23 protein-coding genes are annotated in these 23,336 nt (G+C 61.6%); 13 read left to right on the top strand and 10 right to left on the bottom strand.

Translation table 11 applies throughout. The annotated features are described in order from the left end of the window. Positions 1 to 93: 93 nt before the first annotated feature. The gene (locus ACIOJF_RS13300; protein WP_105657924.1) at positions 94 to 1,749 is read right to left on the bottom strand and encodes a thiamine pyrophosphate-dependent enzyme; all 1,656 of its coding nucleotides are present in this window, start codon (positions 1,747 to 1,749) and stop codon (positions 94 to 96) included. 368 nt (positions 1,750 to 2,117) lie between these two features. On the opposite strand from ACIOJF_RS13300, the gene ACIOJF_RS13295 reads away from it, so the two are divergent. The 3 genes from ACIOJF_RS13295 to ACIOJF_RS13285 all read left to right on the top strand — a co-directional run bounded on the left by ACIOJF_RS13295 (position 2,118) and on the right by ACIOJF_RS13285 (position 5,810). Beyond that, a complete protein-coding gene (locus tag ACIOJF_RS13295; RefSeq protein WP_402741722.1) occupies positions 2,118 to 3,647 on the top strand; it encodes a sodium:solute symporter in 1,530 nt (509 codons plus the stop codon). 593 nt (positions 3,648 to 4,240) lie between these two features. Further along, positions 4,241 to 4,522 carry a helix-turn-helix domain-containing protein gene (locus ACIOJF_RS13290; RefSeq protein ID WP_133834948.1) on the top strand — a complete coding sequence of 94 codons (282 nt, stop codon included), beginning with the start codon at positions 4,241 to 4,243 and terminating at the stop codon, positions 4,520 to 4,522. A gap of 1 nt (position 4,523) precedes the next feature. Beyond that, positions 4,524 to 5,810, top strand: coding sequence for a HipA domain-containing protein (locus ACIOJF_RS13285; RefSeq protein WP_133834949.1), 1,287 nt, complete (start codon positions 4,524 to 4,526; stop codon positions 5,808 to 5,810). Here the strand turns inward: ACIOJF_RS13285 and ACIOJF_RS13280 are convergent. The 3 genes from ACIOJF_RS13280 to ACIOJF_RS13270 form a co-directional block, all read right to left on the bottom strand. Further along, the gene (locus tag ACIOJF_RS13280) at positions 5,791 to 5,904 is read right to left on the bottom strand and encodes an NUDIX domain-containing protein (protein WP_286172329.1); all 114 of its coding nucleotides are present in this window, start codon (positions 5,902 to 5,904) and stop codon (positions 5,791 to 5,793) included. The genes ACIOJF_RS13285 and ACIOJF_RS13280 overlap by 20 nt on opposite strands. 283 nt (positions 5,905 to 6,187) lie before the next feature. Beyond that, positions 6,188 to 7,477 (bottom strand): adenylosuccinate synthase, encoded by a 1,290-nt coding sequence (locus ACIOJF_RS13275; RefSeq protein ID WP_388024618.1) that lies wholly within the window; start codon positions 7,475 to 7,477, stop codon positions 6,188 to 6,190. 155 nt (positions 7,478 to 7,632) lie between these two features. Beyond that, positions 7,633 to 8,187, bottom strand: a complete 555-nt coding sequence (locus ACIOJF_RS13270) for a Pr6Pr family membrane protein (protein ID WP_402741721.1) — start codon at positions 8,185 to 8,187, stop codon at positions 7,633 to 7,635. Between the two features lie 176 nt (positions 8,188 to 8,363). Here ACIOJF_RS13270 and ACIOJF_RS13265 point away from each other — a divergent pair, with 176 nt between their 5' ends. Then, on the top strand, positions 8,364 to 9,173 hold the full coding sequence (locus ACIOJF_RS13265) for a MerR family transcriptional regulator (protein ID WP_133834951.1): 810 nt from the start codon (positions 8,364 to 8,366) through the stop codon (positions 9,171 to 9,173). On the opposite strand, the gene ACIOJF_RS13260 is transcribed toward ACIOJF_RS13265, so the two are convergent. Further along, the gene (locus ACIOJF_RS13260) at positions 9,158 to 10,393 is read right to left on the bottom strand and encodes an ROK family transcriptional regulator (protein WP_332488375.1); all 1,236 of its coding nucleotides are present in this window, start codon (positions 10,391 to 10,393) and stop codon (positions 9,158 to 9,160) included. The genes ACIOJF_RS13265 and ACIOJF_RS13260 overlap by 16 nt on opposite strands. A 130-nt stretch (positions 10,394 to 10,523) precedes the next feature. Here ACIOJF_RS13260 and xylA point away from each other — a divergent pair, with 130 nt between their 5' ends. The 4 genes from xylA to ACIOJF_RS13240 are packed head-to-tail and all read left to right on the top strand — an operon-like array spanning position 10,524 to position 15,025. Beyond that, positions 10,524 to 11,711: a xylose isomerase gene (xylA, locus tag ACIOJF_RS13255; protein WP_402741720.1), complete on the top strand. Its 1,188-nt coding sequence runs from the start codon at positions 10,524 to 10,526 to the stop codon at positions 11,709 to 11,711. 41 nt (positions 11,712 to 11,752) lie between these two features. Then, the gene (gene xylB / locus ACIOJF_RS13250; protein ID WP_133834953.1) at positions 11,753 to 13,180 is read left to right on the top strand and encodes a xylulokinase; all 1,428 of its coding nucleotides are present in this window, start codon (positions 11,753 to 11,755) and stop codon (positions 13,178 to 13,180) included. 9 nt (positions 13,181 to 13,189) lie between these two features. Then, a complete protein-coding gene (locus ACIOJF_RS13245; protein ID WP_133834954.1) occupies positions 13,190 to 14,458 on the top strand; it encodes an FAD-binding protein in 1,269 nt (422 codons plus the stop codon). A gap of 33 nt (positions 14,459 to 14,491) precedes the next feature. Beyond that, on the top strand, positions 14,492 to 15,025 hold the full coding sequence (locus ACIOJF_RS13240) for a TetR/AcrR family transcriptional regulator (protein WP_133834955.1): 534 nt from the start codon (positions 14,492 to 14,494) through the stop codon (positions 15,023 to 15,025). Positions 15,026 to 15,143: 118 nt separating this feature from the next. Here the strand turns inward: ACIOJF_RS13240 and ACIOJF_RS13235 are convergent, their stop codons facing one another. Both ACIOJF_RS13235 and ACIOJF_RS13230 read right to left on the bottom strand, forming a co-directional pair. Continuing rightward, a complete protein-coding gene (locus tag ACIOJF_RS13235) occupies positions 15,144 to 15,383 on the bottom strand; it encodes a hypothetical protein (protein WP_402741719.1) in 240 nt (79 codons plus the stop codon). 185 nt (positions 15,384 to 15,568) lie between these two features. Further along, positions 15,569 to 15,976 (bottom strand): helix-turn-helix domain-containing protein, encoded by a 408-nt coding sequence (locus ACIOJF_RS13230; protein WP_128470770.1) that lies wholly within the window; start codon positions 15,974 to 15,976, stop codon positions 15,569 to 15,571. Positions 15,977 to 16,063: 87 nt separating this feature from the next. Between ACIOJF_RS13230 and ACIOJF_RS13225 the strand changes: the two genes are divergently transcribed. Beyond that, the gene (locus ACIOJF_RS13225) at positions 16,064 to 16,468 is read left to right on the top strand and encodes a RidA family protein (protein ID WP_133834957.1); all 405 of its coding nucleotides are present in this window, start codon (positions 16,064 to 16,066) and stop codon (positions 16,466 to 16,468) included. Positions 16,469 to 16,589: 121 nt separating this feature from the next. On the opposite strand, the gene ACIOJF_RS13220 is transcribed toward ACIOJF_RS13225, so the two are convergent. The 3 genes from ACIOJF_RS13220 to kynU form a co-directional block, all read right to left on the bottom strand. Next, complete coding sequence (locus ACIOJF_RS13220; protein WP_133834958.1) at positions 16,590 to 17,213, bottom strand: thymidine kinase; 624 nt, start codon at positions 17,211 to 17,213, stop codon at positions 16,590 to 16,592. A gap of 106 nt (positions 17,214 to 17,319) precedes the next feature. Further along, the gene (locus ACIOJF_RS13215; protein ID WP_402697466.1) at positions 17,320 to 18,702 is read right to left on the bottom strand and encodes an amino acid permease; all 1,383 of its coding nucleotides are present in this window, start codon (positions 18,700 to 18,702) and stop codon (positions 17,320 to 17,322) included. A 123-nt stretch (positions 18,703 to 18,825) separates the two neighbouring features. Beyond that, positions 18,826 to 20,106: a kynureninase gene (gene kynU, locus ACIOJF_RS13210; RefSeq protein ID WP_332731524.1), complete on the bottom strand. Its 1,281-nt coding sequence runs from the start codon at positions 20,104 to 20,106 to the stop codon at positions 18,826 to 18,828. A gap of 163 nt (positions 20,107 to 20,269) precedes the next feature. Between kynU and ACIOJF_RS13205 the strand changes: the two genes are divergently transcribed. The 4 genes from ACIOJF_RS13205 (at position 20,270) to ACIOJF_RS13190 (ending at position 23,329) form a co-directional block, all read left to right on the top strand. Next, positions 20,270 to 20,719 (top strand): Lrp/AsnC family transcriptional regulator, encoded by a 450-nt coding sequence (locus ACIOJF_RS13205; RefSeq protein ID WP_133834961.1) that lies wholly within the window; start codon positions 20,270 to 20,272, stop codon positions 20,717 to 20,719. A gap of 72 nt (positions 20,720 to 20,791) precedes the next feature. Then, a complete protein-coding gene (locus ACIOJF_RS13200) occupies positions 20,792 to 21,223 on the top strand; it encodes a hypothetical protein (protein WP_402741718.1) in 432 nt (143 codons plus the stop codon). Further along, on the top strand, positions 21,213 to 22,664 hold the full coding sequence (locus ACIOJF_RS13195; RefSeq protein ID WP_286172332.1) for a cell wall metabolism sensor histidine kinase WalK: 1,452 nt from the start codon (positions 21,213 to 21,215) through the stop codon (positions 22,662 to 22,664). The genes ACIOJF_RS13200 and ACIOJF_RS13195 overlap by 11 nt, the downstream gene beginning before the upstream one ends. Then, entirely contained in the window at positions 22,661 to 23,329 is a 669-nt protein-coding gene (locus ACIOJF_RS13190) for a response regulator transcription factor (RefSeq protein ID WP_133834963.1), read from the top strand. Before ACIOJF_RS13195 ends, ACIOJF_RS13190 begins: the two co-directional genes overlap by 4 nt. Positions 23,330 to 23,336 lie beyond the last annotated feature (7 nt).

The raw sequence follows: 23,336 nt of genomic DNA, 5'->3' as shown, positions 1-23,336 counted from the left end.
TGCTGGTTAAAGCATCCAGCGGGTATCGCTAGAAACGACACCCGCTGGAATTATACGTCGCAGACCCGACTGTTCGCTAAGCGCACCCAGTGCCTAGTAGGCCTTGACTCCCTGCTCTACCACCAAATGGATCAACGCGAATTTCTTGTTTTCGTCAATGGCCTTCAGCGCATTTTCCAGGGCAGCCGGGACATCTGAATCATTCTCGACGCGGACGCCGAACCCGCCGAAGGACTGCGCCATCAGCGCGAAGTCGGGGTTGGCCAACTGGGTTCCGGAAACCCGTTCCGGGTACTGGCGTTCCTGGTGGGTGCGGATGGTGCCGTACTGCTGGTTGTCCATGACGATCACCAGCGGGGTGGCGCCGTACTGGGCAGCGGTAGCCAGCTCCTGGCCATTCATCAAGAACTCGCCGTCACCTGCGATGGTCACCACGCGGCGCCCCGGGTAGTTCAGCGAAGCGGCGACGGCGGAAGGAATCGAGTAGCCCATGGAACCGTTGCGTGCCGAGAGCATCGAAGCGTAGCCGTTGGTTGGGAAGTAGCGGTGGGCCCAGTTGGTGTGCTCGCCAGCGCCGAAGGTCACCAGGGCGTCTTCGGGCAGGGATCCAACCAGATTAGCCATCATGGTCGCCATCCTCGCCTGGCCCGCGGAAGGCTGCGCTGGTGGAAGTTCGGCGAACTTCTCCTGCTCGCCGCGCATCCGGGAAGTCCACTCCTTCCAGGATTCCTTGACCGGCAAATCCATCAGCAGCAGGTCGCGAACGAAGACATCGGGCTTGGCGACAATCTGGTGCGATACCGGGCCGGAACGTCCGCGCAGCGACGGGTCGATGGTGACCAGGAAGTTCTTCTTGTCCCAGTTCTGGCGGACATTGAAGCCGTCGGTGATGACGTCGCCTGGAACCGTGCCGACGAAGATCAGCAGATCAGTCTCTTCCAGCAGGTCATAGGTCGGCTTGGGGCGGCCGTAGCCGATCGGGCCAACATAGGATGGCGAGTTGAAAGGCACGGTACCCTCGCAACGCCATTCGGCAGCGGCTGGCAGGTCGTGTTCCTCGAGCCAACGAGTGAAGTCCGCTGCGCCTTCGTGGGACCAGTCGTTGCCGCCGAAAATGAACAGCGGCTTATCCGCTTCCTGCAAGGCAGTATTCAGCGCCTTCCAGTCGGTCACGGTCATGCCGCCGGTAGCCACCGGGATTTCCGGATGGACTTCGGCGGAAACTTCGTTGCGGATGATGTCTTCTGGCAGGCCGACGACCACCGGGCCCGGGCGTCCGGACATGGCAGCGAACATGGCCTCGGCGACGACTTCGCTGGCGCGATCGGCGTGGTCCAGGATCATCACGCGCTTGGCGCCGGTGCCGAACCATGCCTTGGGATCGAATTCCTGGAAGGCTTCCTTTTCACGGTGCTCGAACGGGATCAGCCCCACGAATAGCACCAGCGGGGTCGAATCCTGCCATGCGGTATGCAGGCCGACGTGGGCGTTGGCAGCTCCCGGGCCACGGGTCACCATGGCAATGCCGGGGCGCTGGTGCATCTTGCCTTCGGCTTCGGCCATGTAGGTGGCTCCGCCTTCGTGGCGGCAGACCACGGTTTCGATTGGCGAGTTGTGCAGCCCATCAAGGACATCCAGGTAGCTTTCACCCGGCACCACGTAGGCGCGTTCCACGCCGTGCGCGGCAAGCGTGTCGACAATGACGTGTCCGGCCGACTTCTTTGTCAGGCCCTGACCATTTTCACTCATCTTCTAGGCGTCTTTCTGGTTTCGAGAAATCGTCTGACGCAACGGCGGAGAAAACGGCCCTGCTGGCCAATGATGCAACGCTGCGTCAACGTGAAACAGTACTAAACAAGCTGCGATTGCACACATTGCCGATCGAATGCTACGCATATGTGACACGATGCCGTATGTGAATCATATTTGAGTGCAAAATGTCTAGAAAGTTTCACTAAATGGAACGGTTTGCTTCGTCACATTGCGGCTGGCCAGAGCAGTGCGGTGGGCAATGTTCGCGATTTCCATTGATCGGCAGCGCCAGCGCTAGTAGCCTGTGATGCAACAAAAGTTTACTTAAGGTAAGCGCTGCTTTTATCCGGACATCGAGGTTCTCCATGGAATTCATCAACGGCGCGATTGTCGCCGCCTACCTGGCCGCAATGCTGGCCTTTGGCTGGTGGGGCAAATCCCGCACCAAGAACAGCAGCGACTATCTGGTGGCCGGCCGGCGCCTGGGCCCCTTCCTCTACACCGGAACCATGGCGGCGGTGGTGCTCGGCGGAGCCTCGACCGTGGGCGGCGTTGGCCTGGGCTACAAGCACGGGATCTCCGGCATGTGGCTCGTGGTGGCTATTGGCGCAGGCGTGATCCTGCTGTCGCTGGCTTTCGCCCCGACGCTGCAGAAGCTCAAGGTCTTCACCGTTTCGCAGATGCTGACCCTGCGCTACGGCAGCGCGGCGGCAACCAATACCTCCGGCATCGTCATGCTGGCCTACACGCTGATGCTCTGCGCCACCTCAACCAGCGCCTACGCCACCATTTTCGTGGTGCTCTTCGGCTGGGAGAAATGGCTGGCCATCGCCATCGGCGGCGCCATCGTAGTCATCTACTCCACTATCGGCGGCATGTGGTCCATCACCCTGGCCGACCAGGTGCAGTTCGTCATCAAGACCGTCGGCATCTTCGCCCTGATGCTGCCATTCTCCATGAATGCCGCAGGCGGCATGGATGGCATCCGCGAGCGCGTGGGCGCCGAATTCTTCAGCTTCACCGGCATGGGGCTGCAGTCGATCATCACCTACTTCGTGGTCTACACCTTGGGCTTGCTGATCGGCCAGGATATCTGGCAGCGCGTTTTCACCGCCAAAACCCCGAAGGTCGCCCGCTGGGGCGGGATGACCGCCGGCATCTACTGCATCTTCTACGGTGCTGCCGGCGCACTGATTGGCATGGCCGCGAAGGTGGCGCTGCCGAACATCGCCGGCGCGGCGGATAACAAGGACGTGGTTTATGCCGAGGTCGCCACTCAGTTGCTGCCAGTTGCGGTGGGCGGATTGGTCATGGCCGCAGCCGTGGCCGCGATGATGTCCACCGCCTCCGGAGCGCTGATCGCCGCCGCAACCGTGGCCCGCACCGATGTCACCCCATTTGTCGCCAGCTGGTTCGGCAAGCGCGTGGAAGTGAATACCGATGAGAACCCCGAGCATGACGTGCGCGCGAACCGCATCTGGGTGATGGCGCTGGGCGTCGTCACGGTCACCTTGGCGATCCTGGTGGACGACGTGGTCGCAGCACTGACCATTGCCTACGACATCCTGGTGGGCGGATTGCTGGTGGCAATCATCGGCGGCCTGCTGTGGAAGCGCGGCAATGGTGCTGGGGCCACAGCCTCCATGGCGGCAGGATCAATAGCTACTTTGGGCACGATGATCATCTTGGAGATCCAGGCTGAGAACAAGTTCGACGGCGTCTACGCCAATGACCCGATCTACTACGGTCTGATCGCTTCGGCAGCAGCGTTCATTGCTGTTTCGCTGTTGACCAAGTCGACGGACCGACAGGTGATTGAGCACTGGAACCTGCGCGTTGCGGGCAAGATCCAGGACGCTCCGGTCAATGCCACGGCACAAGAGCCTACGCTCTAGTCCGCCAAGAATACCGAGTGGAGCATATAAGATTCGAGCCCTGTGCCCAGCGGTGAAAACCGCTGGGCACAGTACTCGTTTTCTGTTCGACATCCAGCGCCCCAGAATAGGCTGCGCAGGAATCCAAGCGGAACATGAAATTATGAGTTCACAATTCAGCAGGACGCGTCTTTGCCGCACGGGAACTTAGAAACGGCAGTATTGCAGCGTTGGCATCTCGGCTTCTTTATCGCTCCCGCCGACTTGAAACCCTTTATTTCTGATCTGTCGTTGATGCTCATATTTTCATCACCCGAAATAGATGGTGTGGCAGCTGACCCAGGCCGATCATGATGATTGCCAGCACCACCAGCACGACCAGCTTGCTGGTGGTGCTGGCCTTTTAGCACCTTAGCGGTAATGCGCAGTTTTTTGGTCTTTAGTGGCACACAGTGATTAAAGATCAAATTTCTGGGCATTAATGCTCACCATGCGCTAATGCACAAGATTCTGCTCATTAAAGCCACCGACCTACTAAAGCGCAAAAATCAGTACATTATGATGTCATCGGGGTTAATTCACGATAAAATGGGCTTTAAGAGAAAGGCGGGCGCATGCGAAACGACCCCAAAGCCATAGGAAGCACCTTGCGCAAACAGCGCATCGACCTCGGACTGAGCCAAGAGGACGTCGCCGACCAGCTCGGCATCTCCCGCAACACCATCAGCGCGATCGAAAACGGCAAGCTCGGCAACGCCAACATCCTGCTCGAAATCATGTCCATCCTCGGCCTGGATCTGCTCATCGCCCCGCGCCACTCCGGCGAGACCAACGCCATCCGCAACAGCATGGCCCACAACGCCCGCAGCATCCACCACCGAGTCAAGAGGAGCTGACGTGGCGGACCCACAGCTGGCACTATGGTTCGATGGAGTGCACACGGCCACCATCACCGATCACGGCTTCGGCACCATTTCCCTGCAGTACACCCCCGAAGCTCAAAACAGCAGCGCACTGCTGTCCACCAAGCTGCCCATCCGGGAAGAACCCTACCCCTGGGTCGAATGCGTCCACTTCCTGGACGGCCTGCTGCCAGAAGACGACATCCGCAAAATGCTCGCCGACAAGGCGAGAATCGCTCACGTGGACACCTTCATGATGCTCGGCGCCTACGGTAAGGACTGCGCCGGCGCCGTCCAAGTGCTCCCCCTGGGCGAAGAACCCAACAACGAACCGCACAATATCCGCTGGACCACCGCCGAGGAACTGGCCAAAGCCATCACCAACCTGCCCACAGCACCCCTGGGCATCGGCATCGACAGCTCCATCCGGGTGAGCCTGGGAGGACTCCAAGGCAAGCTGCTCGTAGTCCGCGACGGACCCCGCATCGGCATGCCCCTGGACGGCAGCCCCACCACCCACATCCTCAAACCCGCGCGGCTGAACGAAGACGGCACCGAACAATGGCCGTCCATCGCCGAGCTGGAACTGTTCGGCCTGAGGCTGGTCGAAGCCTCCGTGCGCCTGAGCCGCTCCAAACGCCAAATCGCCGCCGCCGCCGAAGTCATCACCGTCCAAGGCCGCAAAGCAATCCTGGTTGAACGCTACGACCGCGACGCCCAATCCGAACCTGTGCGGCGCATCCACCAGGAGGACTTCTGCCAAGCGCTCGGCATGAAGCAGAAGTACCAGAAACCCGCAGAGAAATCCCCCACGCTGAAGCTAATCGCCCAGGTCCTCACCGACAACGCTTCAAATCCTCCGCGAGAGCGCGAACTCCTGCTCAAATACCTGACCGTGAACTTGGCCTTGGGGAACTGCGACATGCACGCCCGGAACATCGGGCTGACCATCGACCGCGGAACCGTGCGACTGGCGCCGGCCTACGATGTGGTCCCCACCGCAGCATGGGAGCACGCCGACCGCGAGCTGTCCCTGCACGTAGGCGCCGGCGTGCACATCGACGAAGTCAACGGCAGGCACCTGATGGACGAAGTGTCCTCGTGGGGTATCCCAGCGAAAATTGCCGCCAGGCAGATCCGCGCCACTCTGGAAGCGATGCTGGATGCGCTCCCGGCGCTCATCGAGCAATCGCGCGCAGAAGGCTGGTTCACCCCCATGATCCTCGACGTTGCCGCTGACACCAGAAAACGGATCGACCGGCTCACCCCGCCAGGTACATAACAAGACACGGGGTTGTCCGTAGCTCCTCACTCACTTCTCGCACGGCCGCATCGATAGGAGGTCCGTCCGGCTCCGGCTTGCCACCCGGAAACATGAAAGATGCCGTGCCTCATTTGCGGCCTGTCAGAACCTGCCCGGCCTCATGCACGGCAATGCCCGCTGACAAGTAATCTGTTCCGGCATTCGAGTTTCTTCGTGATCCATCCACGTGCTGGTTGTGCATGTCCGAAGAAACCGCCATGCCCGCCATCCAGTCCGAGAATTTCATCTTGGGGTGCCTGAACCGCACTACCAGCATGTCTTAGGTTCTAGTGCACGAAAAAGAGCCGCCGCAGTTCATCAGCTGATGAACTGCGGCGGCTCCTTGGCTACAGGAACTAGTCCTGGATCAGATCGTGGCGCACGATGGTCTGATCGCGGTCCGGTCCCACGCCGATGGCGGAGATCCGGGTGCCGGAGATCTTCTCCAGGGCCAGGATGTAGTTCCTTGCGTTCTCCGGAAGCTCTTCCATGCTCTGCGCACCCGAGATGTCCTCGGTCCAGCCCGGGAAGTACTCGAAGATCGGCTTCGCGTGGTGGAACTCGGTCTGCGTCATCGGCATTTCGTCGTGGCGCACGCCGTCAACGTCGTAGGCCACGCATACCGGGATCTGCTCAATGTTGGTGAGCACATCCAGCTTGGTGACGAAGTAGTCGGTGAAGCCGTTCACGCGCGAAGCGTGGCGAGCCAGCACGGCGTCGTACCAACCGCAACGACGCGGGCGTCCGGTGTTTACGCCGAATTCGCCACCGGTCTTCTGCAGGTAGAGGCCCATGTCGTCGAACAGCTCGGTAGGGAACGGACCAGCACCCACGCGGGTGGTGTAGGCCTTGATGATGCCGATGGAGCGGGTGATGCGGGTCGGGCCGATGCCCGAACCCACGGACGCGCCACCAGCAGTCGGGTTCGAGGAGGTCACGAACGGGTAGGTGCCGTGGTCCACGTCCAGGAAGGTGGCCTGGCCGCCTTCCATCAGCACGACCTTGTCCTCGTCCAGCGCCTTGTTCAACTCGTAGGTGGAGTCGATGACCAGCGGGCGCAGGCGCTCGGCGTAGGACAGGAAGTACGAGACGATTTCCTCGACCTCGACGCTGCGGCGGTTGTAGATCTTGACCAGCAGCTCGTTCTTCTGGCGCAGTGCGCCTTCGACCTTCTGGCGCAGGATCGATTCGTCGAAGACGTCCTGCACGCGGATGCCCAGGCGTCCGACCTTGTCCATGTAGGCGGGGCCGATGCCGCGGCCGGTGGTGCCGATGGCCCGCTTGCCCAGGAAGCGTTCGGTGACCTTGTCCATGGTCTGGTGGTACGGGGCCACCAGGTGGGCGTTGGCCGAAACGCGCAGCTTCGAGGTGTCGGCGCCGCGCGATTCCAGGCCGTCGATTTCTTCGAAGAGGGCTTCAAGGTTCACCACGCAGCCATTGCCGATAATCGGAGTGGCGTTCGGGGAAAGGATGCCGGCAGGAAGGAGCTTGAGCTCGTACTTCTCGCCGCCTACGACCACGGTGTGCCCGGCGTTGTTGCCGCCGTTTGGCTTCACTACATAGTCGACCTTGCCACCGAGCAGGTCGGTAGCCTTTCCTTTGCCTTCATCGCCCCATTGGGCTCCGACGATCACGATTGCTGGCATGGGATCCTCCCCCTTGCTTAAAGCAGCGGTTGCGGCGTGCTTAGCGCCGTCCCGGCACGGTGCCGGACAAAAAATATGCCCCTGTCCTGCTCACTGAAACCTGAAGGTCCGTTGCAAGAGTTAGGGGCTCTTACGACCAAAGTTTACCGAAACGATTAGCGAATCTCGAGTTGCACGTCACGATGTCGCCCACGCAGGCCATAAGCGACAACCAGAAAAGCTATTCCCGCGAAGAGCACGGCAATGGAAACAACGTACAGGGCAATGACGGGGTATCCCTGATCCGGGTCGAGGAACGGGTAAGGAACCCATCCATCGGACGCTCCGCGAATCAGCACTACCCCGGTCCAGAGCAACGGGTAAATCAGCAATAGCGGCACCGCCCGGTAGGACAGGGAAGTACGGTCCCTGGCCAAGAGCCAATCGGCCAGAACCAGCAGGGGACCGAGAATATGCATTACCCAATTCGCCCAAGGAAGCGGAACCCCGCCTGCGGCCCCTAAGGGTGCCAGCAGCGTGAGGTAGATCAGCCCGACCAGAACCACCACCAGATTCGACTGGATGGTGAAGTAGCCAAAGAAATTCAGTGGCTGCACCGGGCCCCGTGAGGCAGTGTCGGCGTAGGTCGCCACGATAGCGCCCAGGGTGGCCAGCGCCCACAGTATCCGAGCCAGGTTGAGGAAGCGCAAGGCGGTTTGACGGGTCTTCACCCTGGAAGACTATAGCCAGCTGCTGCCTCATCCAAGGATTCATGCGTAGCTGCTCGGAGATTCCGGAACTTTGCCGGCCGTCAAAACCGCCCGGGAGAACTCTCGCGATGCAACAATTATTCCAAAACCAGCCAAGGGCTTGACCCTGACACAGTGTGAGGGCGGAGAACTGAAGCATGCTATCCATCGGGGCGTTTGCGCAGATCGGCCAGGTTACCCACCGCATGCTGCGGCACTGGGATACCGCCGGGGTGCTCAAGCCCGCCCACGTAGACCCGTGCAGCGGCTACCGTACCTACGACCCTTCCCAGCTCCAGCGCTTGCATCAGATCGTGGCCTTGCGCGAGCTGGGTTTCGGCCTGGAAGAGGTTTCCCTGATCCTGGATCAGGGAGCCACCGCGGAAAAGATTGCTGAGCACTTGCAGAATCGTGCCGCGCAGGTCGAGGCCGAACACCGGCTGGCCACGCAGCGGCTGCAGGATGTGCAACGGCGCCTGCGCTTGATCTCAAAGGAGAATCTCATGTCACGCATTGAAATCATCCACAAGCCACTGCCCGCAGTGCGCTTGGCCGCAGGCCGCTTCACGGTGTCCGAGCAACCTGAAATCGCTGGTCGCATCGGCCCGCTCTTCGACAGAATCGCGCAGTCCATTCAGGGCCAAAGCCTTGCCACGCCCATTGCGCAATACAACGGAACTGAGGATGGAGTAGAGGTCATTGCCGGATACGCCACTAACGCTCCCAACCTCGCCGATGTCGAAATCATCGAGCTCCCCGCGGTGCCCGAAGCCATCTGCGGAGTGCACCTCGGCTCCATGGACACCATCCATGAAAGCTGGCAGGCCGTGCACGAAGAAGTCCTAGCCCGCGGTTTGGTTCCGACCGGTCCGTGCCGCGAAGTCTACGTGCGTGCCATCTCCGAAGACCAAGGTGATTGGGTGACCGAACTGCAGCAGCCGGTAGGCGTTTCTCAACCCACCAGCTGATGCGGGGCCTCCAACAGGTCCCCCGCCACGCTGCGCGCGGCACCGACCAGCGCACCTGTTTGGCCCAGCGGCGAGCACAGCAGTCGAGCCTGGCCGGCGATGCTCGGCGCGTGCATCTGGAGGCTGGCTTCCATGGCAGGACGTAGCCACTGTTCCAGGGCGGCAAAGTGCCCGCCAAAGACTACCGTGGAAACGTCATACAGGCGCATGGCCGAGGCCACCGCAATTCCCAAGGATTTTCCGGCCTCGGCTACCGCGCTCAGCGCGGGTTCGGTTCCGGTTTCCAGCGCTTGGAATAGCTGGTGGATCCGCCGTTGGCGCGAGGCGCTATCGACCATCGCCCCTAGATCAGCGGCAGCCAGGATCGCTTCCTGCCCGGCAATGGTTTCCAAGCATCCACGACCGCCGCAGCTGCAGGCCCTGCCCTCGGGGGCAATCACCACATGCCCGAGTTCACCGGCGTGTCCCTGGGGACCGGCAAAAAGTTCAGCGTCGATTATCAATCCGCCACCGATGCCCACTTCCCCGGAGACAAACAGGAAGTCGCGTTCTTGGACGTCCATCAACTGCTGCTGGGCCAGCGCTGAGGCGTTGGCTTCGTTAAAGAGCCTGAAGCGGGTTTTGGCGTCGGGCAGCAATGCTGCGACATCCAGGTCTTGCCGCTCCCAGCCGAGGTTAGGGGCCTGCAGGACGGTGTACCGCTCCTCGTTGACCAAACCAGGAACAGCCAACCCGCCGCCGAGAATCATTAGCCCTTGGGCCCGGGCGGCAGCTTGGAGCCTTTGACTCAGCTCTCCCAGCGCAGCGAGCACTTCGCTGGCTGTTGAGCTGTGGTTGGCACTGGGCAGGATTTCGTGTGCCAGCAGTTTGCCGCTGAGGTCCACCAGCCCGGCGGCTATGTAGTCAACGTTGATTTCCATGCCCATGACACAGCGTGCGGGGTTCAGGATGAGCCCCACCGAGGGCCGCCCGCGTTCCCCGTCGCGGTGCACGCCAATTTCGATAACTAGTCCGGCCGCCAGCAAATCGGCGACCAGGCTGGAGACCGAGGCCTTGGTGAGCTGGCTGAGTTGGGCGATATCGGCGCGTGATAACCGCTGGTCTTCCCCTGCGCCTGCGATCACCGATAGGACCCTGGCCAGGTTGGCTTTGCGCACGTCTCCGACGTTACCCGGGGCCGAAGAGCTTGCGGCACGGGCGCTAGACGCTGGTTGGCGCATGCCTTCTCCTTGAGAATTTTTTGGGACGAATCGTTCACTGCTCGCTATTGACTCTAGCGCATCACCACCCATATAGTTCAGGACATAAACTAAATGGCATCAGCCAACCCCCGATCCAAGGATGCATCCCATGACTCTTCAGCCAACCGCCGCCGACCGCTTCACTTTTGGACTGTGGACCGTGGGATGGACCGGTGCCGATCCCTTCGGTGTCGCCACCCGCAAGAACCTGGATCCGGTGGAAGCTGTCCGCAAGCTGGCCGAGCTCGGCGCCTACGGCATCACCTTCCACGACAACGACCTGATTCCTTTTGACGCCACCGCTTCCCAGCGCGAGCAGATCCTTTCGGACTTCCGTGCAGCACTCAAGGAAACCGGCCTGAAGGTCCCGATGGTGACCACCAACCTGTTCAGCCACCCGGTATTCAAGGATGGCGGCTTCACCTCCAACGACCGCTCGATCCGCCGCTTCGCGCTGGCCAAGGTCCTGCACAACATCGACTTGGCAGCCGAAATGGGCGCCGAAACCTTCGTCATGTGGGGCGGCCGCGAAGGCGCCGAGTACGACGGCTCGAAGGACCTGGCCGCGGCACTTGACCGCATGGGCGAAGGCGTGGACACCGCAGCCGGCTACATCAAGGAAAAAGGCTACAACCTGCGCATCGCGCTGGAGCCGAAGCCGAATGAGCCACGCGGCGACATCTTCCTGCCAACCGTAGGCCACGGCCTGGCCTTCATCGAGAAGCTGGAACACGGGGACATTGTCGGATTGAACCCGGAGACCGGCCACGAGCAGATGGCTGGCCTGAACTTCACCCACGGCATCGCCCAGGCGCTGTGGGCAGGCAAGCTGTTCCACATCGACCTCAACGGCCAGCGCGGCATCAAGTACGACCAGGACCTGGTCTTCGGCCACGGCGATCTGACCAGCGCCTTCTTCACCGTCGACCTGCTGGAGAACGGCTTCCCGACCGGCGGACCCAAGTACGATGGCCCCCGCCACTTCGACTACAAGCCATCGCGCACCGACGGCTACGACGGCGTGTGGGACTCGGCCAAGGCAAACATGTCCATGTACCTGATGCTCAAGGAACGCGCACAGGCATTCCGCGCAGACCCCGAGGTCCAGGAGGCGATGAAGCTCTCGGGCGTGTTCGAGCTGGGCGAGAGCACCCTGGACGCCGGCGAAACCGCGCAGCAGCTGATGGACGATGCGGCAAGCTTCGCCGACTTCGACGCCAACGCCGCAGCGCAGCGCAACTTCGCGTTCATCCGCCTGAACCAGCTGGCCATCGAGCACCTGCTCAACGCCCGCTAGACCGCTCACCCCCGCCCACCGCAGAAAGCAGCCGAAGAACAATGACGCTCGTTGCCGGCATAGATTCATCCACCCAGTCATGCAAGGTGGTCATCCGCGACGCCGCAACAGGCGCCCTGGTCCGCTCCGGCCGTGCCTCGCACCCCGATGGCACCGAAGTGGATCCGGAATCCTGGTTCAGCGCATTGCAGGAAGCGATCGCCCAGGCCGGGGGCCTGGACGACGTGGACGCCATCTCGGTGGGCGGGCAGCAGCATGGCATGGTGGTGCTCGACGCCAGCGGTGCGGTGATCCGCCCGGCACTGCTGTGGAACGACACCCGCAGCGCGCAGGCGGCCAGCCAGATCATCACCGAGGCAGGCCAGGGCGATGCCGCGGCGGGCGCCCAGTACTGGGCACAGCGCACCGGCACCGTCCCGGTCTCCTCGATCACGCTGACCAAGCTGCGCTGGCTGAGGGACAATGAGCCCCAGAACGCGGCCAAGGTCGCTGCCGTCTGCCTGCCGCACGACTGGCTGTCCTGGCGCCTGGCCGGCTACGGCCCGGGCTCCGGGGCAGCAGGGCTGGCCGCCCTGCGCACCGATCGTTCGGATGCCTCGGGCACCGGCTACTACCGTGCCGCCGAAAACGCCTATGACTACGAGGCGCTGGAGCAGCATCTGGGCCACGCCCCGATTCTGCCTACGGTCGCTGGCCCGCTGGAATCCATTGGCCGCACCACTTCCGGAGCACTGATCGGTGCCGGCGCGGGCGATAACGCCGCGGCCGGCTTGGGCGTAGGCGCCACGGTGGGCGACGTCGTCATGTCCCTGGGCACCTCCGGCACCGTCTTCGCGGTTGCCGATTCCCCATCGGCAGATGCCTCCGGCCTGGTGGCAGGCTTCGCCGACGCCACCGGCAACTACCTGCCATTGGTATGCACCCTGAATGCCACCCGCATCTTCGATGCCACCGCCACCCTGCTGCAGGTCAGCCTCGAAGAATTCAATGACCTGGCACTATCCGCCGTCCCGGGTAGCGACGGGCTGGCCTTGCTGCCCTACTTCGACGGCGAGCGCACCCCGAACCTGCCAGAGGCCACCGGCTCGCTGCATGGCATCACCCGAGCCAACTACACCGCCGCGAATCTGGCCCGCAGCGCCGTGGAAGCGGTGGTTTGCTCGCTAGCCGACGGCCTGCGCGCACTGGAAGCCCAAGGGGTTGAAGCGCAGCGCATCATCCTTGTCGGCGGTGGAGCGCAGTCCCGCGCGGTCCAGCAGATCGCCGCCCAGATCCTGGGATTGCCAATTTTGATCCCGGCCCCGGGCGAATACGTCGCCGATGGCGCAGCCCGCCAGGCGGCCGGCGTACTGGCCGGGGAATTCCCCAATTGGGCCCAGGGCACTGCCCAAGTCCCAGCGATGGAACTGGCCCCGCAGATACTGGAACGCTATCGCGCACTGGTTTCCAGCCAGTGGCTCGACAAGTAAGGATTAGCCGTGGAACTGCGCAACAAGGAACTGAACTGGGCCGGAAATCTTGAATACCGGGCCGCGCAACTGCTGTTTCCCGCCAGCCTCGAGCAGCTGCAGGATATTGTTCGCGCAGCCAAGGCCGTGAAGGTCCTGGGCTCCCGCCATTCCTTCAATGACATCGCCGATACCCGCGAAACCATGATCACGCTGGCCAAGATGCCGGAAGCCATCGAGATTGATGCGCTGGCCATGGCCGTGCGCGTCAGCGCCGGCACCACCTACGGCGCCCTGGCTGATGCACTTCAACGCGCCGGCTATGCCCTGCACAATCTCGCCTCCCTGCCGCATATCTCGGTAGCCGGCGCAGTATCCACCGGAACCCACGGTTCGGGCGAAACCCATGGCAACCTCGCCACCGCCGTGCGCGCAGTGGAACTGGTGCTGGCCGACGGCTCGCAACTGAGCGTGCAGCGCGGCGACGAGGATTTCAATGGCATCGTGGTCGGCCTGGGCGCGCTGGGCGTGCTGACCCACCTCACCTTGGATATCCTGCCGAGCTTCGAGATGCAGCAGACCGTCTACCAGGATCTGTCCTGGGACAAGGTGCTCGACGGCTTCGACACCATCCAGGCTTCGGCCTACAGCGTCAGCCTGTTCACTGACTGGAGCGGCGAGCAGGTAGGCCAGACCTGGCTCAAGCGCCGCGTCGGCGATGCGCTGGTAGAGCATTTTGACCAGGGCCGGTTCGGCGGGTTCCCGGCAACTGCTGCGATGCACCCGCTGCCCGGTGCCGATGGGTCCATCTGCAGCCAACAGCTCGGAGCAACCGGTCCATGGTCGGATCGCTTGGCGCATTTCCGCATGGACTTCACCCCCAGCGCCGGCGATGAACTGCAGACCGAATACCTGGTCCCGCGCGAGCACGCGGCAGAAGCGATCCAGGCCGTCCGCGGGCTTTCCCCCGCCATCACTCCCCTGCTGCTGGTCTCGGAAGTGCGCACCATTGCCGCCGATGAACTGTGGCTAAGTGGAAACTACGGCCGTGACGGCATCGCCCTGCACTTCACCTGGAAACCCCAGCAGGAGGCTGTCGAGGCGCTCCTACCGCGGATCGAGGAAGCACTGGCTCCTTTTGCGGCACGCCCGCACTGGGGCAAGCTCTTCGCAGCCACCTCTACGCAGCTGGCCGGGCTGTATCCGAAGTTCAACGACTTCATTGCATTGGCGCAGCGCCTGGATCCGTCCGGCAAGTTCCGCAACGACTTCCTGGACCGCACGGTGTTTGGAGCCTGAGCGCGCACAGGCGTTGCGACTAGACTTGTCACCATGGCATTGACTCAGTTAACGGTCGTGGACACCGCGGTCGGCATCCTGCAACAGTTCGGGTTGGCTGATTTGTCGATGCGCCGATTGGCCAAGGAACTCGATGTCCAGGTCGGTGCGCTCTACTGGCATGTGAAGAACAAGCAGGAGCTGCTGGCGCAGGTTGCCGCCCAGCTGCTGAATACCCCTGCGCTGTCGGTGGATGCCGAGGACTACAATTCCCCATCCGAGGCAATCCTGCAGCTGGCGCGCAAGCTCTACCTCGCGTTGCTGCCGATCCAGGACAGCCCCGAGGTCATCGAAGTCGCCACCGCAATGCAGGCCACCGAGCTCCAGCCGGTGCTGCAGCTTCGCACCCTGCTGGAAGCAGCAGGGCTGCCTGCCGAAAATGCCCGCCATGGACAGCAGCTTTTGCTGAACCACGTGCTCGGCTCGGTCGCCTACCGCCAGAACCTCGTGCAGCTCGATGTCGACGCGCCCCTGGCTGATGGCTTCGACTGGGGGCTGCGGCGGGCCGTTGCCGGCCTCATCGGCTAACGCCTCGCGCCGGGAATTCCCAGCTCTGCCAGCTCCCGCGCGCTAGCGGTCATTTCTCGAACTTCCTTTTTGGCCAAGGCAGCTTCCGGGTTATCGCTCAGGACCGAGACGTCCTCAATCAAACTTGCCAGGTAGTTCTTCGCTTCCCGCACCGAGTCGACAAGCAGCTGGACTTGTCGAGCACCCGAGCGGCAGCGATCCATTCCTGCGCGAAGTCCCAGTACGGTTGGGCGTCCTGCGTGATCCGGTGGTGGTCGAGCTCTTCGACCAGCATGCCAGGGTCGTGGAGCACTGCCATGGCAACAGCCTCGGCAGTACGCCCTTGCTCGATCGCATCATGCATCAATTCCTTGTTCACGACTCCCTCCAGGAATCCCTGGTATTTGCCTGCGGCCGCAAGCGGGCGGTTGCTTCCGCAATGGGTTTGGGCCCTCTAGCTGTCCGGCATGAATCGGTGCCGATGAATATTCGATTCCGTGGCCTTCGGTACCGCACCTTCGAGAGATCCCGATGCGCCGGAAGCAGGGCCAGCGGGATGAACCTTCATTCTGGAGGTTCTTCCTGGAATGAGCCATCGCCGTTCTGTTCTTCGAGCTGGTCGTATCGTTCCCGCGCTTGTTCGATATCGGGCATATGGCTCACTGTCCAGTCGAGGAGCGCATCGATCGGTGCGCGCATGGTCTTGCCTATCGGCGCAACACGGTACTCGACTGCTACCGGACGGGAGCGCAATACCCTGCGGTCGATGACGCCATTTCGCTCCAGCCGGCGCAGCGTATTGGTCAAGGACTTCTGGCTCACTCCCGGAACGGCTCGCCGCAGCTCGTTGAATCGCTTGGGTGATTCGCAAAGCTGGCTCAAGACATGCAAAGACCACTTGTCCAAGACCTGGTCGAGCAGTTCGCGGTGGGAAGCCGATATGCCCAGCGGCGATTCGGAGGTTTCTTCCATTGCACCTAGTTTCGTTGCAGTTGCTTTTGTAGACCAAGTATAAGTTTTATACCTGCATCCAGCAGCGAACTACTGAAGGAGAATTCCATGCCAGTGAATTATTCAAGCCCCGCCGGGATGCTCCCCGGAACTCCCTACCACCACGTAGCGGTGGGATCCGGCACGCGGCATATCCACATCGCCGGACAGGTAGCCCACATGCCCGACGGCTCCAGGATCCCCGACGATTTGGCTGGCCAGGTGGCGCAGGCGCTACGCAACGTTTCCGCAGGCTTGAACTCGGCAGGGGCGGGGTTCCAAGACGTCGTCAGGCTGACCGTATACGTAACCGACTGGGAAACCAGCAAAATATCGGAGTTCATGCAAGGAGTCGAATCCGTCGCGGAGGAAATCGGGTTGCAGCTTCCAATGCCGCCTGCATCGCTGATCGCCGTGGCCCAACTGTACGAGCCAGCAGTTCTCGTGGAGATCGAAGCTACAGCGATACTCTGACCCGCAACGAAAACGCCGAATGGGCCGCGGCCAGCGCCTTACCCGGCTGGCCGCCACTGGGTGGACCGGCCGCCGGCGGCTATCGGCCGGCGCGAGGCTTCCGGTCCGAAAGGCTACCGAGCTAGCCCAGCTTGCCGCCGGAGGCTTCCAGATAGCAGGCAGCGCACAGCGACTCGTACCAGACCTCTTCACCGTCGATAGCGACCTGGTCTCCATCAAAAACAATGTGGTCACCCGATCGGCGGGTATTGAACATGGCCTTGCGCCCGCAGCGGCAGATGGTCTTCAGCTCTTCAAGCGAGTGCGCCAGTTCCATCAAGCGTGCCGAGCCCGGGAAGGCACGGGTGCGGAAGTCGGTACGGATACCGTAGGCAAGCACTGGGACATCATCGAGCACGGCAATGCGCAGAAGATCATCGACCTGGGTGCGGGAGAGGAATTGAACTTCGTCGACCAGCAGGCAGGCTACCGGCGGCGCATCCACATGCGGCAGCAAGGCATCAGGGTCATCGCCGAGGCAATGGGCCGCGAACTTCTCGCGGAGGTTCTCTTCCGGCCCCACGCTGAAGTCGACTTCGCGTTCGATTCCCAGGCGGGAAACGATTGATTTCTCGCCCTTGGTGTCAACCCCCGGCTTGGCCAGCAGGATACGCTGGCCGCGTTCTTCGTAGTTGAAGGCAGCCTGCAGCAAGCTCGTGGATTTGCCCGAGTTCATCGCTCCGTAGCGGAAATACAGCTTGGCCACCATTGCTCCTCGAAAGTTGCGGCGCCTGCCAACCGGCAGGCCCCTTAAGATCTTAGTGCCCGCTCCGCAGATCTCAAGCGAACCAGCACCGCGGACGACTGCCCTGCTACTTCGCCGCAGGCTGTTTCTTGCCGGCGAAAACCAGCCTGTAGAGCACCGACATTACGATGACGAAGGGAACACCGAAGATCAGGGTGTACTTGAATTCCGGCACGAAGAACGAGGTCACCAGCAGGCCGCCGAGCAGTACCGAGCCGAGAATCGACGCGGCCGGGTAGCCTGGCAGCTTGTACTCCAGGACGGCCCGGTCCAGGCGCACCTGGCGGCGGAAGGACACGTGGGTCACCAGGATCATGAACCACGTCGCCAGGGCACCGAAGGTAGCCAGCGACATCATGATGCCGAAGCCTCCCTCCGGAACCAGCGCGTAGACCAGTGCTGCCACGGCGATGCCTCCGGCAGACATCCACACCGCGTGGATAGGAGCGCCCGCGCTGTTGGTCCGGTGTGCCAGGCGCGGCGCGTGCCCGGAATCAGCCAGCGAATGCAGCATGCGGGTTGCCGCATAGAGCTGGGCATTCATGGCCGAGAGCGCGGCAATGATGAGCACGAAGTTCAGTACCGAATCGGCGAACGGGATACCCATCTGGGACATCACAGTGACAAATGGCGATCCGCCGGCCAGCAGTTCGCTGGTGGGCGCCACCGCGAGGATCAGGGCCATGGTGAACACGTAGAAGAGCAGCAAGCGCAGGAAGGAGACCTTGAAGGCCTTGCGTACGGCAATCTTGGGGTTCTTTGCTTCTGCGGCGGCAATGGAGATCGCCTCGATGCCCATGTAGGAGAAGATCGCCACGATGACAGCGGTCCACATGCCGAACAGGCCATTGGAGAAGAAGCCGCCTTCGGCCGAGTAGTTATGGAACCCGTATTGGTCGCTGGGGTCGTGGAACACCAGCCAGAGGGCAATGATGATGAACGCGACCACCGCGAAGACCTTGATCGCGGAGAACCAGTATTCGGTGGTTCCGAAGATCTTCACGCTGGAGAAGTTCACGCCCAAAAGCGCGGCCGAGAAGACAAGGACCCAAACCAGCCCTGGAATCTCGGGGAACCAGTACTGCATGTACTCGCCTACCGCGCTGACTTCGGTGCCCACGGCGAAGATCAGCGCCGACCAGTACAGGTACTTGGTCAGGTACCCGGCGAAACGTCCAAGATAGCGTTCGGCGTAGACCCCGAAGGAACCGGCTACCGGCTGCTTGACGGTCATTTCCGCCAATGCGCCCATGACCAGCAAGGCGACGACCCCGCCAATGAGGTAGCTGATGATCACCGAGGGACCGGCCATGGCGATGGCGAGCTTGCTGCCCGCGAAAAGACCGGTGCCGATGGCACTGCCCAGCGCGATCATGGACATCTGCCCAGGAGTCAGCGACTTCTTCAAACCCGAACCGACTTCAATGGCGCGTACCGGCTGCTTGCCCAACGATGCTCCCTTTAGACCTATGCGAACAGCACGGCATCGAAAATGCCGTGCTGCTGTTAAGGCTACTCTCGCGCAGATTCGCCGGCTTCGGCGCACCAAGACCCGAAAGCGGCGGAATTTGCGTTATGTCACGGCATTACGCACGGCGTACTCTTCGCGCTGCCAGGCATTGGTGTGCAGAATTTCACGCAGTTTCTCCACGGCATCCCAGATATCGGTACGCGTCAGGTACAGCGGGGTGATGCCAAAGCGCAGGACTTCCGGTTCGCGGTAGTCCCCGATGACGCCCTGGTCAATGAGCGCAGCGATGATTTCGTACCCATGCTCATGGCGGAAGCTGACGTGGCTGCCGCGAGCAGCATGTTCGCGTGGAGTCACCAGTTCCAGGCCGTAGCCGGCGCAGCGGGTTTCAACCAGCTCGATGAACAGGTCCACTAGCTCCAGCGAGTTGGCGCGCACCTTGTCCATGTCCGCTTCCAGCGCGATATCCAGGCCGACCTCGATCATGGCCAGTGAAGTAACCGGCTGGGTACCGCACATGAAGCGGCGAATGTCATTTGCTGGCGTGTAGCTGTCAGCCATCTCGAAGGGCGACTTGTGCGACCACCAGCCGGACAGCGGCTGCCAGAAACGTTCATGGTGGCGGGCATTGACCCAGATGAAAGCCGGAGAGCCCGGGCCGCCGTTGAGGTACTTGTAGGTGCAGCCCACAGCGTAGTCGGCATCTGCGGCATTCAGGTCAATCGGTACTGCACCTGCGGCATGGGCCAGATCCCAGACCACCAGGGCTCCGGAGCCGTGGATGGCTGCAGTGGTCTCGCCCATGTCCCACATGGAACCGGTGCGGTAGTTCACATGCGACAGAGCCACCACGGCGACAGTTTCGTCCAGTCCAGCGCGCAGCGAGGACTCTCCATCGATGAGCTTCACCTCATAGGCCACACCGGTTTCCTGCGAGAGCGAGTTGACCAGGTCGGCCAACCCCTCGGCGATATAGATGTCCGTGGGGAAATTGTCTCGTTCGGTGAGAATCACCCGGCGCTGCGGGGCATCGGCCTTCTGCGTGCGCAGTGCCGAGGCCAAGGCCTTGAACAGATTCAGCGTGGTGGTATCGGTGATCGCAGTCTCGCTGGGGTTCGCGCCCAGCAACCGCCCCAGCTTGTCGCCGAGCTTCAGCGGCATCTCGAACCAGCCGGCGGTGTTCCAGGAACGGATCAGGCCCTGGCCCCATTCTTCGGTCACCACCTGGGCGGCGCGTTCGGCTGCACCCTTCGGCAACGCGCCCAATGAGTTGCCATCGAGGTAGATGACGCCTTCCGGGAGGTTGAAGCGGTTGCCAAAGGCCACCAGCGGGTCTGCCGCGTCCAATTGGGCAAGGGACTCTCGGGTCAGTTCCGTGGTCATTGGATCTCCTGTTCGGCCAAGATCAAAGCGGGAGGACTTCCGTTCTCCCTGGTGCATCCATCGTAGAATCTAGTTCGATATAGTGCGACCAGATCCAAACTTTTCCAAAGAATTGAGTTGATTAGCCGTGGCAGGTTCATTATGGACGGTTCAAGGCGATGCCATGCCGAATCCTGTTCGCGTCGACGAAACGGATCTGTCCATTCTCACCGAGCTGAGCAAGGATGCTCGAATTGCCAACAACGTCTTGGCTGCCACAGTCGGCTTGGCGCCATCGACCTGCTTGGGCCGGGTGAAAGCACTCTCCAAGGCGGGGGTGATCACCGGTTACCATGCCGCGATCAATGAGCGTCTTCTTGGTGTTGCCGTCAACGCCATGATCTCTATTGTGGTCTCGTCCACAGCCCGAGACCGCTTGCTCTCCTCGGCGCATCAGCTCAAAGAGCTTGCCGAGGTCAGGGAAGTCTTCGTTCTTGGCGGCTCGCCGGATTTGCTGGTTCGGGTGGCTACCCAAAGCATCGAAGACCTACGGGCATTCGTGGCCGCGCACTTGGGCTCCAACCGCGCGTTCTCATCCACCCAGACGGTAATTATCTTCGAGCACCTGGCTTAGCCGAGACAGGCTTTTTGTCATCTAACGGCGTCTCTCATCTATATCTCATTTATTTCAGCCACAATGAAAAACATGGGAAAGGAAGCTTTGCGCCGCGTCTTTGCGACGATCGCTGTCATCGCAGTCGTTTTTCTTGGCGCGTTCGGAATCAGCCAAGCCTTGGAAGGCCCGGCGGACCGGGACCTCGGTGAAGGGTTCATCTTCGAAGAAGTGACTCCTTCCCCGACAATCGGCACACCTGGCACTCCTTCCTCTTCACCTTCTTCCTCGGCGGCTGAATCCCAAAAGCCGTCCTCCAGCCCGAGCACCTCTGCCAAGCCGACAACCTCGGAAAAGCCCAAGCCCAGCGCTACCCCGACACCGAAGCCCAAGCCGAAACCTCCAGCACCAGCACCGCCAAAGAAGACCGTTGTCCCGCTGCCTCCTTCGGGCACCCAGTATGACGACGATGACGACGATGACGATGACGACTACGAAGACTATGACGACGACGATGACGACTAGAGCGCCGGAACGCCGGTGGTCCATCCGGGCCCGAGTTCTGACCGGGATGATGCTCCTGGTTGGCTTGGCCTTGCTGGCAGCGGGTACGGCAAGCTTCGGCGTACAACGCCACGAACTCAATGAGCGCTTGGATGAGTCATTGACTCGCACCGTCAAGGAATTCGAAGTCCTCACCGAAACCGGTGTTGATCCGCGCACCATGGAACGCTTCAAGCACGCCGAAGACCTGCTGTACATTGCAATGCAACGCACCCTGCCTTCTCCGAAGCAGGGCATGCTCTCCCTGGTAAGTGACGAGGTGCGTTGGACCGCACCGGATATCGTCAACACCCGCCTGGAAGATGATCCGGAATTCCTGGAATGGGCCAGAAGCGTCCAGGACGCCAACCATATCCGCTTGGGAACTGTCGATACGGAAATCACGACCTACCGCGCCGTTGTTGTTCCGGTCAGCCTTCCTGCAGACCACGAGCACGGCGCCTTCGTGCTGGCCTATGACTACTCGGCAGAGGCCATCGCTAATGACCGCAATTTCATGATCTTCGGCGCCGTCGGCGCCTCGGTCATGCTCGTCGCCGCACTGGCCGCCTGGCTTGTGGTAGGACGGATGCTCGACCCGATCCGCCGCCTGCAAACTACCGCGCAACAGATTTCCGAGACCGATGTATCCCAGCGCATTGAAGTTTCGGGAAATGACGAGTTCGCCGAACTGACGGTCACGGTCAACGAAATGCTGGATCGCCTCGAAGGAGCACTCGGTTCCCAACGCCAGCTGCTCGATGATGTCGGGCACGAATTGCGCACTCCGGTGACTATCATCAACGGGCATCTGGAACTGATGGATCCCAACGATCCCGATGATGTTATCCAGAGCCGGGATATCGCGATGGATGAGCTCGGGCGCATGTCCTTGCTGATCAATGACCTGGTCACCCTGGCAAAGTCCAACCGCACCGATTTCCTCCAGGTGGAGCCTGCAGAAGTCGGCAAGCTGCTTGACGACATCCTCGACAAGGCCCGCGGTCTGGGGCCGCGTCAGTGGCGCGTTGACTACCGCACCGAGGCCACCGTGACTCTCGACCCGATCCGGACTACCCAAGCCATGCTGCAGCTCTGCGCCAACGCGGTGAAGTTCTCTGCTGAGGATACCCGCATCGGCTTGGGCAACGAGATCGTCCGCGATGGCCAAGGCAACACCACCTTGCGCTGGTGGGTATCCGATGCCGGCGTGGGCATACAGGCTGAAGATCTTGAACGTATATTCGAGCGCTTCGGACGTGGCCAGAACTCGGTTCGTTCTTCGGGGTCCGGTCTGGGGCTGAACATCGTGCAGGCCATAGCGGAGACCCACGGCGGACGCGTGTGGGTGAATTCGGAACATGGCAAGGGTTCCACGTTCTACATTGATATGCCGTTGACGACTGGAAGCAAGGAAGCATGAGCCAGATACTGATCATTGAAGATGAACCGCGAATCAGTTCGTTCGTAGCCAAGGGGCTGCGTGCTGCGGGACTGACCTCATCCATCGCAGAAACCGGGCATGATGGCTTCACCCAGGCCATCGAGGGTGATCATGAGCTGATCATCCTCGACCTCGGCCTGCCGGATGAAGACGGCTTCTCGGTATTGCGGCGTCTGCGCGCCGCGCAGATCGATACTCCGGTGATCATCCTGACCGCACGCGGCAGCGTGGAAGACACGGTAGCCGGCCTGCAGAACGGCGCCGATGACTACATGGCCAAGCCATTCCACTTCGATGAGTTGCTGGCACGGGTGCGCTTGCGCCTGCGCGCCGAGGACAATGCACCTGAAGTTTCCTCGCTGACCCACGAAGACCTGAACATGGACCTGCTGCGCCGCCGGGTGACGGTCAATGAGCGCGAAGTCGATCTTTCCGCGCGTGAATTCGCGCTGGCCGAAGCCTTCTTGCGCAACCCCGGCCAAGTGCTGAGCCGCGAGCAATTGCTTTCCAGGGTCTGGGGTTATGATTTCGACCCCGGATCCAACGTGGTGGATGTGTATGTCCGCTACCTGCGCAACAAGCTCGGCTCGGAACGCTTTGAGACGGTACGCGGATTCGGCTACCGACTCGCCTCGGAGCGGTAGCCGAATC

Origin of the sequence: Glutamicibacter sp. NPDC087831 (assembly GCF_044742845.1) — a bacterium.
GTDB lineage: Bacteria > Actinomycetota > Actinomycetes > Actinomycetales > Micrococcaceae > Glutamicibacter.
This window is presented reverse-complemented; position numbering and strand designations above follow the sequence as displayed.